This is a genomic window from Pseudomonas sp. P7548 (assembly GCF_013386585.1).
In the GTDB taxonomy this organism is placed as follows: domain Bacteria; phylum Pseudomonadota; class Gammaproteobacteria; order Pseudomonadales; family Pseudomonadaceae; genus Aquipseudomonas.
This window is the reverse complement of the sequence record NZ_JACARO010000002.1, coordinates 202,065-217,422: the sequence shown is the minus strand read 5'-3', so window position 1 is coordinate 217,422 and position 15,358 is coordinate 202,065. Positions and strand designations below refer to the sequence as shown.

Below are 15,358 nucleotides of genomic sequence, written 5' to 3'. Positions count from 1 at the left end.
CTACGGTGTAGGGGCGCCCATGGAATCCAAGGAGGTCAGTCACCATCATGAAAGACGCTACCATCGCCCTGCACCACGGCTTCACGTCGGACCCGACCACCAAGGCCGTCGCCGTACCGATCTACCAGAACGTGGCCTTCGAATTCGATAACGCCCAGCACGGCGCCGACCTGTTCAACCTCGACGTGCCCGGCAATATCTACACACGCATCATGAACCCCACCAACGACGTGCTGGAGCAGCGTCTCGCCGCCCTCGAAGGCGGTATCGCAGCACTGGCCGTGTCGGCCGGCAGCGCCGCGATTCACTACGCGATCCAGACCCTCACCCGCGCCGGCGACAACATCGTCACCACGCCACAACTGTATGGCGGGACCTACACGCTGTTCGCCCATTTGCTGCCCAGCTTTGGCGTCGACGTGCGCTTCGCCCGCAACGACTCCGCCGAAGCCATCGCCGAGCTGATCGACGACAACACCAAGCTGGTGTACTGCGAAAGCATCGGCAACCCGGCTGGCAATATCATCGACCTGGAAGCCCTGGCAACGGTGGCTCACGCCCGTGGCGTGCCTTTGGTTGTGGACAACACCGTGGCCACGCCGATCCTGTGCAAGCCCATTCAGTTTGGCGCCGACATCGTGGTGCACTCGGTCACCAAATACATTGGCGGCCACGGCAACTCCCTGGGCGGTGTCATCGTCGACAGCGGCACCTTCCCCTGGGCCGACTACCCGGAGAAATTCCCCGGCCTCAACAACCCCGAGCCGGCCTACCACGGCGTGGTCTACACCGAAAAATTCGGCCCCGCCGCCTTCATCGCCCGCGCCCGCACTGTGCCACTGCGAAATACCGGCGCAGCCCTCGCCCCGATGAACGCCTTCCTGTTGCTGCAAGGCCTGGAAACCCTGGCCCTGCGCATGGAGCGTCACACCGAAAACGCCCTGAAGGTCGCGCAGTTCCTGCAAGGCCACGCCGGTGTGGAATGGGTCAGCTACGCCGGCCTTCCAGACCACCCTCACCACGAACTGGCGCAGAAATACCTGCAAGGCAAACCGTCGGCGATCCTGTCGTTCGGCCTCAAAGGTGGCTATCAGGCCGGCGTGCGCTTCTACGACGCGTTGCAGATCTTCAAGCGCCTGGTGAACATCGGGGATGCCAAGTCCCTGGCCTGTCACCCCGCTTCCACCACCCATCGGCAGATGAACGAGGCAGAGCAGGCCAAGGCCGGTGTGAAACCGGAAATGATTCGCCTGTCAGTGGGCATCGAGGCCATCGAAGACTTGATCGAAGACCTGCAACAGGCGCTGACTTCAACTCAGCTCTGAAGTCAGGAAGTCGGCCAGCGCTTCATGGCTGATACCCGGCGAGCGCACGAAATAGGCGACCTTGTGCTGCAGGGTCGTCGGCGTGAAGGCCGTGTAGAGGTCGGGGCGCTGCTCTTCGAGCCATTGCAGCAGGTTGTCGATCAGGGTGCGCGGTGATTGCTCGGCCAGGTGCTCCAGTAACAGCGCAGGCACTGTCCACCAAGGGCTGGTTTTCGCAGCGGTGTCCGGGCCAGTCGTCGTAGTCAGCGACTGGCCATTGATCAGGTAGCGCTGGAAAACCGGCAATATTTCAGCCCCACATTGCTGAATGATCGGCAAAGTCTGGGCCCCATCCCAGAAACGCAGGAACACCTCCTGGCCGTCGGGCAGGTAGACCTTCGTGAGGCTTTGCAAATGCGCAGCCACGGTTTGCAACGAGCTGGACGATACCGCCAACCAACCCCAGTCGGTTGAACCGGTAGTGGCTATCCAATCGAGGAAGGGGCTGCCGGGCTCTACGGCGACGACATACGGCATCACCTCACGCCACTCGGCATAGGCCGTGCCCGCCCAGATCGATTCTGGTGCCATCCCCTCTGACACTGTTCGCCAGGCCTCCAGAGGCTTGGCGTTGCTGGCATTGCCCAGCACCGCAAAGAGTTGTTCCTCAGGTTGCAGAGGATGTTGTGCCAGCCAAGCGCGGGGAGCCAAAGGTTGATCCATGGGGGTAAATTCCTTTTCGAGTTGGGTGGTTTGCTGTGTCATGGGATATCGCACTGCCCGTTCCTGCAACGCTCGCACTCCTCGCAAAACGGCGCACTGCGCTTCAGGCTGGCCACTTGTACCGCGCTGAGCGGTGCGGGTATCACCGCAAGCAGTTTCTCCGTGAGTCCAGGCTTCAACGGCGAAGCGCCCACGGCGGGCACCCCGCCCAGCATGATCGGCACGCTGCTGAATATCCCTGCCGCCGACAACGTGATCGACTGCCCCCCGGCCTGAATCGTCACGATGGCGCCCGCGTCAATCACGACGCTTTGCCCTGCACCGATCTGGATGGTTCGCCCCGCACGCATCTGCTGCGAACCGCCGATCACCAAGTGGTCATCCTGCTTGAGCTCAGTCAGGCGATTACCGTGGGTAATGCGCTGCTCCTCGCCCTGCAATTCATGGTGCGACTCACCACCCACCTTCACCTGGCGCCGGTTATCCACCTGCACCTGCTGGTCATTCAGCACATGCTGGGTCCAGTCCCGCTGGGCGCGCAGGTAGATTTCCTCGGCGCCTTTGCGGTCTTCAATGCGCAGTTCGTTATAGCCACCACCGCCAGGGCTGCTGTGGCTGCGCCAGATACTGCGGGTCTTTTCTGCAGGCAGGTCGAGGGGCACCGGGGTCGCCGCGTTGGGCAGGCACCCCATCACCACTGGCATGTCCAGGTCGCCATTGACGAAGCCCACCAGCACTTCCATCCCAACCCGTGGGATGAGCACCGAGCCGTAGCGGTCATGCGCCCACCCGGTGGCCACTCTCAGCCAGCAACTGGAATGTTCGTTGTGCTCCCCAGCGCGATTCCAAGCCATTTGCACTTTGACCCGGCCGAACTCGTCACAGTGGATCTCGCTGTCACCAGGGCCGGTGACCACGGCATGTTGATATCCGGCTACAGCCGGTCGCGGTTGCTCGGGCATCGGAGGACGAAAGATCACATCCCAAGGCGCGGCAACAAATTTATTGCGATAACCCTGGCGAAAATCACTGCCCGCTACTTCAGTCACCGCTTCTTCCAGCACCTGAGGCTGCTTGCCGTCGTGAGTGACCTGCGTCACCAGCCACAAGTCATTCCACGCTTCACGCGGGTGGCCCGCAAGCTTCAGAAAACGCCCGCACAGCAAGGCCGGTTCATCACCCTCGCCGCGGGCCACTTGATAGTCACGGCGGTGACGTTCAAGGCCACGTTGCGCGAGGTACTTGCCATGGGCGCGGTCGCTGAAATAACCGGGATAGTCCTGGGTTTCGAGGCTGGGAAGCTGCTCGCCCGCCACAGCGCTTTCCAGTGCCAGGCGCGGCTTGCGGAAGTCATAGTCCCTCAGGTTCAGCGCCGTGGTACGGGTTTCCATTTGCACCGCAAAACGCTTGATCGCCGGTGTATCGGCCACCATCCCTGAACCGGGCATGTAGGGCGTGGTGTGATCGGCCTGGGCAAATACGGCCTGGTCATCACCGAACACCAGCAAGTGCCGTTCGGCTGAATGCTGGAAGTGATAGTGAATGCCCAGCTCGGCACACAACCGCTGGATGAAGGCCAGGTCAGTCTCACCGAACTGCACGCAGTATTCACGCTCCAGGTAGGTGCCACTCAGGCGGAACTCGAAGCGGTCGCTCTGAATACCCTGGCCCGTCAAGACCTGCGCAATAATCTGCGGCACGGTCTTGTGCTGGAAAATACGTTGGCGGCTGCTGTGGGCCAAGTACGCCAATTGCGGCACAAGGCTGATCTGGTAACGCGTAAGGCGACGCCCGGAGTCGCCTTGCGCCACCCGGTAAACCTGGCCATGAACACCGTGCCCTCGGTCATCAAAGCCCAGGTACACCTGGCGATGCAGCAGGCTTTCAAGGTCAAGATCAGGCTGTTCGCTGACCAGTTCCAGGTCGAAACAGTAAGGCTGACTGATGGCTTCGGTGCCGGTGAACGCGAACACCTTGAGCTCACTGGGCTCTCCATCGACGGTCAGGGTAAAGGCACTTTGATTGGCAGGAGCGAACATCCGGTGTTTCTCTGCGAAGGGTGGGCGACCGATTCTGCACCAGCTTTGCCCGGGCCTGAGCGGGCTGCTGGAAAATCAGTTGCGTCCTACGTTTGGAGTGCCTAATTCTTCATGTGCGAGGCGTCGTAGACACCTCGACGCCGTGCTAGCGTAACTGCCCCTCTTCGCACAATTGCCGGTAAAGAACATGGGTACACGCTACGCAAAAATCACACTGGTCCTCGCCCTTGCCGCCTTCGCCAGCCTGGTGGCGTTCAACAACATCACCGACTACGGCTCCAACTTTGCCTTCGTCAAACATGTGTTGAGCATGGACACCACGTTTCCCGGCAACGCCGCCATGTACCGCGCCATCACCACGCCCTGGCTGTGGCACGGCGCCTACGGCCTGATCATCCTCGGTGAAGCCCTCACTGCGCTGATGCTCTCTTGGGGTGCGTTGGCGTTGTGGCGCACCCGCCAAGGCAGCGCTGCCGAATTCAACCGTGCCAAGGTACGCGCCACCACCGGCCTCGCCCTCGGCTTCGTGGTGTGGTTTTTCGGTTTCATGGTGGTGGGCGGTGAATGGTTCTTGATGTGGCAGTCCCACCAATGGAATGGCCAGGAAGCGGCCTTCAAGTTCTACATGGCGATTGTGGGCGTGCTGATCTTTCTCAACCAGCCGGACACGGATTGAACCGACCATAAAAAAAGGCCCGCCATCCGTAGGATGCGGGCCTTTTTTTCAACTCAACGGACGCTCGGCGCCCGAGGATTACTTGTTGAGGTTGTAGTCTTTTTCCGCAGCATCAAAACGCGCAACCATGCCCGCCGTCGGCGCGCCCAGCTTGCTCACGAAGTAGATCGCCAGGCTAGCAAAGATGAAGCCCGGGATGATTTCGTACAGCCCCAACAGGCTGAAGTGTTTCCACACGATCACAGTGATCGCACCCACCAGGATGCCGGCCAATGCGCCGTTGCGGGTCATGCCTTTCCAGATCACCGAGATCAGGACGACAGGGCCGAAGGCCGCACCAAAACCGGCCCAGGCGTAGCTCACCAGGCCCAGGACGCGGTTGTCCGGGTTGGCAGCCATGGCGATGGCGATCAGGGCAACCACCAGCACCATCGCACGGCCGACCCATACCAGCTCAAGCTGGGAGGCATTCTTGCGCAGGAAGGTTTTGTAGAAGTCTTCGGTCAGGGCACTGGAGCACACCAGCAGCTGGCAGCTCAAGGTGCTCATCACGGCAGCCAGGATGGCCGACAGTAGCACGCCGGCGATCCATGGGTTGAACAGCAGCTTGGCCAACTCGATGAACACACGCTCGTGGTTTTCGGTGACCGGGCCCGCCACTTCCGGATGGGCCGAGAAGTAGGCGATACCGAAGAAACCCACCGCGACGGTGCCGCCCAGGCACAGGATCATCCAGGTCATGGAAATGCGACGTGCATTGGCGATCGACTTCACCGAATCCGCCGCCATGAAACGCGCCAGGATGTGCGGCTGGCCGAAGTAACCCAGGCCCCAGCCCATCAGCGAGATGATGCCGATGAAGGTGGTGTTCTTCAGCATGTTGAAGTTGTCGGGGTTCTTGGCTTCGATGGCCAGGAACGTGGTGTCGACGCCACCAGTGGCCAGCAGCACGATGATCGGCGTGAGGATCAGCGCGAAGATCATCAGGGTGGCTTGTACGGTGTCGGTCCAGCTAACGGCCAGGAAACCACCGACAAAGGTGTAGGCAATCGTCGCCGCAGCGCCGGCCCACAGCGCCGTTTCGTAGGACATGCCGAAGGTGCTTTCGAACAGGCGGGCACCGGCCACGATGCCCGAAGCGCAGTAGATGGTGAAGAACACCAGGATCACGACGGCGGAGATGATCCGCAACAGGCCGCTTTTATCTTCGAAACGGCTGGAGAAGTAATCCGGCAGTGTCAGGGCGTCGCCGTTGTGCTCGGTCTGCACCCGCAGGCGACCGGCAACAAACAGCCAGTTGAGGTAGGCACCGACGATCAGGCCGATGGCGATCCAGCTTTCCGACAGGCCGGACATGTAGATCGCGCCCGGCAAGCCCATCAACAACCAGCCACTCATGTCGGAAGCGCCGGCGGACAAGGCCGTCACCACGCTGCCGAGGCTGCGACCGCCCAGGATGTAATCGGAAAGGTTGTTGGTGGAGCGATAGGCCATGAAGCCGATCAGCACCATTGCTGCGATGTAGATCACGAACGTGATCAGGGTTGGATTACTAACGCTCATAAGAGTGACGCCCTGGCTTTGTTTTTATGTAGCAGCGGTCTGTGAGACGGCCACCCACTGGAAGTAGGTAGACGTAACGGTGTGCCGCGCATTTATGACTGACGTTTCCCCAGGAAAGCCGTCAGCCGATGAACCGGCTCGTTGAGTCGGTTGCACCTAGGGCGCGAATGCTATTCAACAAAGCAAATAAGGTGCAACCAGTTTCGTGAGAATAAGTTGCACCTTGATGTGAAATACAGCAAACACCCCGTTTTTGCTCCTTTTCGGAGCAAGAACAGCCGATCTCAGAAGTAAACGCACCAAGGCAGAGCGGAATCCGTCGACGTCGCATTATTTTCCCGATCACGATCAAAAATTTCCTGAATAAAAAGGGTTGCACCCGGTTGCACCTCCTCATGGGCAAAGCTAATCTTGCCGCCAGCAGATGCCACTCGGTAGTGGCACCCATGAGGATAAGAAAATGGCGACAACCACCCTTGGGGTCAAACTCGACGACCCGACCCGCGAGCGCCTGAAAGCTGCCGCGGCCTCCATTGATCGCACGCCCCACTGGCTGATCAAGCAGGCGATTTTCAATTACCTGGAGAAACTCGAGGGTGGTGCAACCCTGACCGAGCTCAACGGTTTGAGCACCAAGGACGCCGACGACGCAGGCGAAGTCCAGACCGACCACGCCCACCAGTGCTTCCTTGAGTTCGCCGAAAGCATCCTGCCGCAATCCGTGTTGCGCGCCTCGATCACCGCCGCTTACCGCCGCCCCGAGCCGGAAGTGGTACCGATGCTGATCGAACAAGCCCGTCTGCCGGCACCGATGGCCGAAGCCACCAACAAGCTCGCCGCCTCGATCGCCGAAAAACTGCGTAACCAGAAAAGTGCTGGCGGCCGTGCCGGTATTGTTCAGGGCCTGCTGCAAGAATTCTCCCTGTCGTCCCAGGAAGGCGTGGCACTGATGTGCCTGGCCGAGGCGCTGTTGCGCATCCCGGACAAAGGCACCCGCGACGCACTGATCCGCGACAAGATCAGCACCGGCAACTGGCAGCCGCACCTGGGCAACAGCCCGTCGCTGTTCGTCAACGCCGCCACGTGGGGCCTGCTGCTGACCGGCAAATTGGTCGCCACCCACAATGAAGCCGGCCTGACATCGTCCCTGAGCCGCATCATTGGCAAGAGCGGCGAGCCGATGATCCGCAAGGGCGTCGACATGGCCATGCGCCTGATGGGCGAGCAGTTCGTCACCGGTGAAACCATCGCCGAAGCCTTGGCCAACGCGAGCAAGTTCGAAGCCAAGGGCTTCCGCTATTCCTACGACATGCTCGGTGAAGCTGCACTTACCGAACACGACGCACAGAAATACCTGGCCTCGTACGAACAAGCCATTCACTCCATCGGCAAAGCGTCCCACGGCCGTGGGATTTATGAAGGCCCGGGCATCTCCATCAAGCTGTCGGCATTGCACCCACGCTACAGCCGCGCGCAGTACGAACGCGTGATGGATGAGCTGTACCCACGCCTGCTGTCCCTGACCCTGCTGGCCAAGCAATACGACATCGGTTTGAACATCGACGCCGAAGAGGCCGACCGCCTGGAGCTGTCCCTGGACCTGCTCGAGCGCCTGTGCTTCGAGCCGCAACTGACCGGCTGGAACGGCATCGGTTTCGTGATTCAGGCCTACCAGAAGCGCTGCCCATATGTGATCGACTACGTCATCGACCTGGCGCGCCGCAGCCGTCATCGCCTGATGATCCGCCTGGTAAAAGGCGCGTACTGGGACAGCGAAATCAAGCGCGCCCAGGTCGAAGGCCTGGAAGGCTACCCGGTGTACACCCGCAAGGTGTACACCGACGTGTCCTACATCGCCTGTGCACGCAAACTGCTGTCAGTGCCGGAAGTCATCTACCCGCAGTTCGCCACACACAACGCCCACACCTTGTCGGCCATCTACCATATTGCCGGCCAGAACTATTACCCCGGCCAGTACGAGTTCCAATGCCTGCACGGCATGGGTGAACCGTTGTACGAGCAGGTTGTAGGCAAGGTCTCTGATGGCAAGCTGAACCGTCCGTGCCGCGTGTACGCTCCGGTCGGCACCCACGAAACCCTGCTGGCTTACCTGGTGCGTCGCCTGCTGGAAAACGGCGCGAACACCTCGTTCGTCAACCGTATCGCCGACCAGTCCATCTCGATCCAAGAGCTGGTGGCCGATCCGGTGGCCAGCATCGAACACATGGCCACGCTGGAAGGTGGCTTCGGCCTGCCGCACCCACGCATCCCGTTGCCGCGTGATCTCTACGGCAGCGACCGCGCCAACTCGGCCGGTATCGACCTGGCCAATGAACATCGCCTGGCGTCGCTGTCCTGTGCCTTGCTGGCCACCGCTCACAACAACTGGAAAGCCGCGCCAATGCTCGGTTGCGCCTCCAGCGAGCAACCGCCGGCACCGGTACTGAACCCGTCCGACCTGCGTGATGTAGTCGGCCACGTGCAAGAAGCCACCGTTCAAGACGTCGACAACGCTATCCAGTGCGCCATCAGCGCCGGCCCGATCTGGCAGGCCACCCCGCCCGCCGAGCGCGCCGCGATCCTCGAACGCGCCGCCGACCTGATGGAAGGTGAGATTCAGCCATTGATGGGCCTGCTGGCTCGCGAAGCTGGCAAGACCTTCGCCAACGCCATCGCCGAAGTGCGCGAAGCCGTGGATTTCCTGCGCTACTACGCAGTGCAGGCACGCAACGATTTCACCAACGATGCCCACCGCCCACTGGGCCCGGTGGTCTGCATCAGCCCGTGGAACTTCCCGCTGGCGATTTTCAGCGGTCAAGTGGCCGCCGCACTGGCCGCCGGCAACCCTGTATTGGCCAAGCCTGCCGAGCAGACTCCGCTGGTCGCCGCACAAGCCGTGCGCATCCTGCTGGAGGCCGGTATTCCGGAAGGCGTGCTGCAACTGCTGCCGGGCCAGGGCGAAACCGTCGGTGCCCGCCTGGTCGGCGATGATCGCGTCAAAGGCGTGATGTTCACTGGCTCCACCGAAGTGGCTCGCCTGCTGCAACGCAATGTCGCCGGCCGCCTGGATGCCCAGGGCCGCCCGATCCCGCTGATCGCCGAGACTGGTGGCCAGAACGCGATGATCGTCGACTCCTCGGCGCTGACCGAACAAGTGGTCATCGACGTGGTGTCCTCGGCCTTCGACAGCGCCGGCCAACGTTGCTCGGCCCTGCGTGTACTGTGCCTGCAGGAAGATTCGGCAGATCGTGTCATCGAAATGCTCAAGGGGGCCATGGCCGAATGCCGCCTGGGCAACCCGGAGCGCCTGTCGGTCGATATCGGCCCGGTGATCGACGCCGAGGCCAAGGCTGGCATCGAGAAACACATCCAGGCCATGCGCGACAAAGGCCGCAACGTTTATCAAGTTGCAATTGCCGACGGTGAAGAGATCAAGCGCGGCACCTTCGTGATGCCCACCTTGATCGAACTGGAAAGCTTCGACGAACTGCAACGGGAGATCTTCGGCCCGGTGCTGCACGTGGTGCGCTACAAGCGCAAAGAGATCGACCAGCTCATCGGCCAGATCAATGCGTCGGGCTACGGCCTGACCTTGGGTGTGCACACCCGCATCGACGAGACCATCGCCAAGGTGATCGACAACGTCAACGCCGGCAACGTCTACGTGAACCGCAACATCGTGGGTGCCGTGGTGGGCGTGCAACCGTTCGGCGGCGAAGGCCTGTCGGGTACCGGCCCGAAAGCCGGTGGCCCGCTGTACCTGTACCGCCTGCTGTCGACGCGTCCTACAGATGCCATCGAGCAATCCTTCGTCCGTGGCGATGCATTGGCCGCACCGGATGTGCGCCTGCGTGACGCCATGAGCCAACCGCTGACCGCCCTCAAAACCTGGGCCGACAGCAATAAGTTCAGCGACCTGAGCGCCCTGTGCAGCCAGTTCGCCGCACAGTCGCAAAGCGGGATCACCCGCCAACTCGCCGGCCCGACTGGCGAGCGCAACAGCTACGCCATCCTGCCCCGCGAGCACGTGCTGTGCCTGGCGGAAGTGGAAGGCGATCTGCTGACGCAACTGGCGGCGGTATTGGCCGTGGGGGGGTCGGCAGTATGGCCGGAGACTGACCTGACCAAGGCCTTGTTCCCACGTCTGCCTAAAGAGATTCAGGCGAAGATCAAGCGCGTGGCCGACTGGACCAAGGATGAAGTGGTGTTTGATGCGGTTCTGCACCACGGCGATTCCGATCAATTGCGCGCGGTGTGCCAGCAAGTGGCACAGCGTGGCGGTGCGATTGTCGGGGTGCATGGTTTGTCCCAAGGCGAGACAGCGATTGCGCTGGAGCGTTTGGTGATCGAACGTGCGTTGAGCGTCAACACCGCTGCGGCGGGCGGTAACGCCAGCCTGATGACCATCGGCTAACTGTAAAAACGCGGTAAACCCTGTGGGAGCTGGCTTGCCTGCGATAGCGGTGGGTCAGCGACAGAGATGTCGACTGGCACTGCCTCATCGCAGGCAAGCCCGCTCCCACATTTACTGCTCCCTGCCTCCCATCCGCGTTTTGCCCCTCCATCACCCAGATCAATCTTGCTATCCAGCCTCTATTCGCGCACTTAGACTCGGCCCTATTCCCACATAGGTAAGCCGCCATGTCCGAGACGCTGCTCAGTTCCCGCAATCTGGCTTTCGAGCTGTACGAAGTCCTCGATGCCGAGGGCCTGACCCGGCGCGAGCGGTTTGCCGAGCACAATCGCGAGACCTTCGATGCGGCCATCAGCACGGCGCGCAGCATCGCGGAAAAGTACTTCGCACCGCATAACCGCAAAAATGACGAGAACGAACCGCGCTTCGAGGATGGCAAGGCGGTCCTCATCCCTGAAGTGAAACCCGCCGTGGATGCCTTCCTCGAAGCCGGTTTCCTCAACGCTGCCCGCAGTTTCGAAGCCGGTGGCATGCAGTTGCCAACCTTGTTGTCCCAGGCCTGCTTCGCGCATTTCCAGTCGGCGAACGCCGCGTCCACGTCCTACCCCTTCCTGACCATGGGCGCCGCCAACCTGATCGAAAGCTTCGGCACCGACGATCAGAAACAACGCTTCCTGCAACCGATGATCGACGGCCGTTTCTTCGGCACCATGGCGCTCACCGAACCCCATGCGGGCTCGTCACTGTCGGATATTCGTACACGCGCAGAACCCGCGGCTGACGGCACTTATCGTCTCAAGGGCAACAAGATCTTCATCTCGGGTGGCGACCACCCGCTGTCGGAAAACATCGTGCACATGGTGCTGGCCAAACTGCCGGATGCGCCGCCCGGGGTCAAAGGCATCTCGCTGTTTATCGTGCCCAAGTTCCTGGTTAACGACGACGGCAGCCTGGGCGCACGCAACGATGTGTTGCTGGCGGGCCTGTTCCACAAGATGGGCTGGCGCGGCACCACGTCCACCGCGCTGAACTTCGGTGATAACGGCAACTGCGTCGGCTACTTGGTAGGCAAGCCGCACCAAGGCTTGAGCTGCATGTTCCAGATGATGAATGAGGCGCGCATTGGCGTGGGCATGGGCGCGGTAATGCTCGGCTACGCCGGCTACCTCTATTCACTGGAGTACGCCCGCGAACGCCCACAAGGCCGCCTGCCTGACAGCAAAGACCCTACTACGGCACCGGTCTCGATCATTCAGCACGCCGACATCAAACGCATGCTGCTGACCCAAAAAGCCTACGTCGAAGGCGCTTTCGACCTGGGCCTGTACGCCGCGCGCCTGTTCGACGACACCACCACACTCGAGACCGAAGCCGAACGCAAGCAAGCCCACGAACTGCTGGACCTGCTCACCCCTATCGTCAAATCCTGGCCGTCGGAGTTTTGCCTCAAGGCCAACGAGCTGGCGATCCAGATCCTCGGCGGCCATGGCTACACCCGCGAATACCCGGTGGAACAGTATTACCGCGACAACCGCCTGAACACGATTCATGAAGGCACCCACGGCATTCAATCCCTGGACTTGCTGGGGCGCAAACTGGCACAGAACGGCGGCGCAGGCTTGAAGCAACTGATCAGGCTGATCGCCGAAACCGGCGCCCGCGCCCAGGAATACCCGAGCCTCACCACGCTGAGGGAGCCGCTGGAACAGTTGGTCAACCGTCTGCAAAGCGTCACCCTCGGTCTGCTGACGGACCTGGCCCACGGCAAGGTCAACAGCAGCCTGGCGAACTCGGCGTTGTACTTGAAGGTATTCGGGCACACGGTGATCGGCTGGCGCTGGCTGGAGCAGGCGATCCGCGCCGAAGAAGGGCTGGCCAAGGGCAATGCGGCCGACGTGGCCTTCTATAAAGGCAAGCTCCAGGCCGCCCGCTACTTCCTGACCTGGGAAGTACCGGGCTGCCATCATGAACTGGCGATTCTGGAGGCACGCGACGATACGTGCCTGGGGATGCAGGATGAGTGGTTCTAAGGCTGTCCGATCGCCTTGGAAATCACATCGACCGTGGCGCTGACTTGCTCTTGGTAACGGTCGAGTTCCTGTTGGTGAGCCTGTTGCATTTCGATCTGCTCGGCGCACAGGTTCAGCGCGGCCAGTACCAATAATTTGTCACCGATCAGCGTCGGGTACTTTTTCTTGGTGGTGGCCAGGGAGGCCTTGAGCATGGTCACGGCGTGCATCAGGGTCAGTTCTTCCCCGGCTGGCGCCTTGATCGAGTAATCCTCTCCGAGAATCGAAACGACCTTTATCCCTTCGTTCATGCGCTGACAGGCCCTGCACTCACGCGCTCAACCAGCGCCTGGATGCGCGCGGCGGTGGCGCTGTGCTTTTCTTCCTGCTCCATCAGGTTCAGTTGCAGGCTGTCGTTTTCATCCTTGGCACGGGCCAGTTCGGCCTTGAGGGATTCGTTGCTGCCCAGCAGGTCCTGATTCTGCTGTACCAGGTCGCTGACCAGTTGTTCCAATTGGCTGAGGGATGCTTCTAACATTTTGATTTCTCGGGCTTTTTCAAAGGGCGGTGACGATAAAGAAAATTCACCTCGGATGCCAGGGTTATCCCCGGCGCACAGCCCGTTTTTTAAGGGCCGGGCCGTACTTTCGAGCCTTAGTGACTGCATTTACCGGATCTGGTTCCTGAATCCGCCCAACCCCTCGTCAGATGCGACAAAAGCGCGCGCCCCCTTAAGACTTTAGTCGTATGGCCGATACGACATGCACACCCCGTCTCATGGCCGCACGGATCGCGCTTCTCCCCAGGATTCCCGCATGTCACTTCGTAATATGAATATCGCCCCGAGGGCCTTCCTCGGCTTCGCGTTTATTGGTGCGTTGATGTTGTTTCTCGGTGTTTTCGCCCTGAACCAGATGAGCAAGATCCGCGCCGCCACCGAAGACATCACCCTGACCAGCGTGCCCAGCATTCGCGCCCTCGACGAGTTCACCCAACTGACCCTGCGCCTGCGGGTGCTGTCGTACCGCTTGCTGACCAACCGCGAACCGGACGTTCAGCAAAAGACCCTGGAAGCCTTCGATATGCGCAACCAGCAGATACGTGCTGCCCAGGGCATCTACGAGAAGCTGATCGACAGCAGCGAAGAGCGCGCGACCTACGATGAATACGTGCGCCTGCTCGGCCAATACCATCAGATCGAAGCGCGCATGAAGAGCCTGTCCCAGGCCAATCAAGTTGAAGAACTGCGCGCCTTGCTCAACAGCGAACTGCTGGCCAACTCCGAGCAGGTCAACGCTGTGCTGACGCGCTTGGTGGACATCAATAACAAGATGGCCAACGCCACCAACCAGCAAGCCGAAGACCAGTACAACATGGCCTTTGACCTGGTCGTGGGCCTGCTGATTGTTGCCACCGTGCTGACACTGCTGTTCGCCTGGCTGCTGACTCGTAGCATTACCCAGCCCATCTCCCAGGCGCTTGAAGCGGCGGAAGAAGTCGCCGAAGGTAACCTGACCCGTCCGATCAAGGTCGATGGCAACGATGAGGCCGGCCGCCTGCTCGCCGCCATGGCCAAGATGCAGGACAAGCTGCGCGACACCCTGCAACGCATCGCAGGTTCCGCCACGCAACTGGCGTCTGCCGCTGAAGAGCTGAACGCGGTCACCGACGAAAGCGCCCGGGGCCTGACCCAGCAGAACAATGAAATCGAACAGGCCGCCACCGCCGTCAACGAGATGACCAGCGCTGTCGAAGAAGTCGCACGCAACGCAGTGAGCACCTCCGAGGCATCGCGCAACGCCACCACCTCCGCCGGCGACGGTCGCGACCTGGTGCAGGAAACCGTCAGCGCCATCGAGCGCATGAGCGGCGATGTGCAAGCCACCGCGACCTTGATTGGCGACCTGGCCAACGAGTCCCGCGATATCGGCAAGGTGCTGGATGTGATTCGCGGCCTGGCCGACCAGACCAACCTGCTGGCCCTCAACGCCGCCATTGAAGCGGCCCGCGCCGGTGAAGCCGGCCGTGGGTTTGCCGTGGTGGCCGACGAGGTCCGTGCACTGGCCCATCGCACCCAGCAGTCCACCAGCGAAATCGAGCGGATGATCGGCAGCATCCAGGCCGGCACCGAACACGCGGTGGACTCGATGCGCAACAGCACCGAGCGTGCGGAATCGACGTTGAACATCGCCAAAGGTGCAGGGATGTCCCTGGACACCATCAACACGGCCATTGTCGAGATCAACGAACGCAACCTGGTCATCGCCAGCGCGGCCGAGGAGCAGGCCCAGGTAGCGCGGGAAGTGGACCGCAACCTGGTGAACATCCGCGACCTGTCGGTGCAGTCGGCCACCGGCGCCAGCCAGACCAGCGCGGCGAGCAGCGAGTTGTCGCGCCTGGCGGTGGACTTGAACGGGATGGTCGGACGCTTCCGCCTCTAACTGACACACCTCGGTCAAAAATGTGGGAGCGGGCTTGCTCGCGAATACGGTGTTTCAGTCAGCATATTTCTAGCTGATGTACCGCATTCGCGAGTAAGCCCGCTCCCACATTGGATCTACACGAATCAGAAAAAGCTTTTTGACAGCGCAGCAATTCAACAGGTTAGAATCGCTGGCACGCAGACTGCA

10 protein-coding genes and 1 pseudogene are annotated in these 15,358 nt (G+C 61.1%); 6 read left to right on the top strand and 5 right to left on the bottom strand.

Features of this window, described 5'->3' with window-relative positions:
- Positions 1 to 47 precede the first annotated feature (47 nt).
- Positions 48 to 1,325, top strand: a complete 1,278-nt coding sequence (locus HX803_RS01525; RefSeq protein ID WP_178918625.1) for an O-acetylhomoserine aminocarboxypropyltransferase/cysteine synthase family protein — start codon at positions 48 to 50, stop codon at positions 1,323 to 1,325.
- Here HX803_RS01525 and HX803_RS01520 read toward each other — a convergent pair.
- Positions 1,311 to 2,027 carry a DUF4123 domain-containing protein gene (locus tag HX803_RS01520; RefSeq protein WP_178918624.1) on the bottom strand — a complete coding sequence of 239 codons (717 nt, stop codon included), beginning with the start codon at positions 2,025 to 2,027 and terminating at the stop codon, positions 1,311 to 1,313. The genes HX803_RS01525 and HX803_RS01520 overlap by 15 nt on opposite strands.
- Before the next feature lie 38 nt (positions 2,028 to 2,065).
- A complete protein-coding gene (locus HX803_RS01515; RefSeq protein WP_178918623.1) occupies positions 2,066 to 4,066 on the bottom strand; it encodes a type VI secretion system tip protein VgrG in 2,001 nt (666 codons plus the stop codon).
- Between the two features lie 187 nt (positions 4,067 to 4,253).
- On the opposite strand from HX803_RS01515, the gene HX803_RS01510 reads away from it, so the two are divergent.
- Positions 4,254 to 4,742 carry a DUF2165 family protein gene (locus HX803_RS01510; protein ID WP_178918622.1) on the top strand — a complete coding sequence of 163 codons (489 nt, stop codon included), beginning with the start codon at positions 4,254 to 4,256 and terminating at the stop codon, positions 4,740 to 4,742.
- A 78-nt stretch (positions 4,743 to 4,820) separates the two neighbouring features.
- On the opposite strand, the gene putP is transcribed toward HX803_RS01510, so the two are convergent.
- Complete coding sequence (gene putP / locus HX803_RS01505; protein WP_178918621.1) at positions 4,821 to 6,305, bottom strand: sodium/proline symporter PutP; 1,485 nt, start codon at positions 6,303 to 6,305, stop codon at positions 4,821 to 4,823.
- Between the two features lie 460 nt (positions 6,306 to 6,765).
- Here putP and putA point away from each other — a divergent pair, with 460 nt between their 5' ends.
- Both putA and HX803_RS01495 read left to right on the top strand, forming a co-directional pair.
- On the top strand, positions 6,766 to 10,719 hold the full coding sequence (putA, locus tag HX803_RS01500; protein WP_178918620.1) for a trifunctional transcriptional regulator/proline dehydrogenase/L-glutamate gamma-semialdehyde dehydrogenase: 3,954 nt from the start codon (positions 6,766 to 6,768) through the stop codon (positions 10,717 to 10,719).
- Between the two features lie 227 nt (positions 10,720 to 10,946).
- On the top strand, positions 10,947 to 12,749 hold the full coding sequence (locus HX803_RS01495) for an acyl-CoA dehydrogenase (RefSeq protein WP_178918619.1): 1,803 nt from the start codon (positions 10,947 to 10,949) through the stop codon (positions 12,747 to 12,749).
- On the opposite strand, the gene HX803_RS01490 is transcribed toward HX803_RS01495, so the two are convergent.
- Positions 12,746 to 13,039: a cell division protein ZapA gene (locus HX803_RS01490; RefSeq protein WP_176997197.1), complete on the bottom strand. Its 294-nt coding sequence runs from the start codon at positions 13,037 to 13,039 to the stop codon at positions 12,746 to 12,748. The two genes, HX803_RS01495 and HX803_RS01490, sit on opposite strands and share 4 nt — an antisense overlap.
- Positions 13,036 to 13,266 carry a hypothetical protein gene (locus HX803_RS01485; RefSeq protein WP_176997198.1) on the bottom strand — a complete coding sequence of 77 codons (231 nt, stop codon included), beginning with the start codon at positions 13,264 to 13,266 and terminating at the stop codon, positions 13,036 to 13,038. Before HX803_RS01485 ends, HX803_RS01490 begins: the two co-directional genes overlap by 4 nt.
- Positions 13,267 to 13,489: 223 nt before the next feature.
- Between HX803_RS01485 and HX803_RS33035 the strand changes: the two are divergent.
- Positions 13,490 to 14,266 (top strand): annotated as a pseudogene (locus HX803_RS33035) (MCP four helix bundle domain-containing protein); the annotation flags it as partial.
- A 30-nt stretch (positions 14,267 to 14,296) separates the two neighbouring features.
- The gene (locus tag HX803_RS33030; protein WP_370694346.1) at positions 14,297 to 15,169 is read left to right on the top strand and encodes a methyl-accepting chemotaxis protein; all 873 of its coding nucleotides are present in this window, start codon (positions 14,297 to 14,299) and stop codon (positions 15,167 to 15,169) included.
- Positions 15,170 to 15,358: the final 189 nt, after the last annotated feature.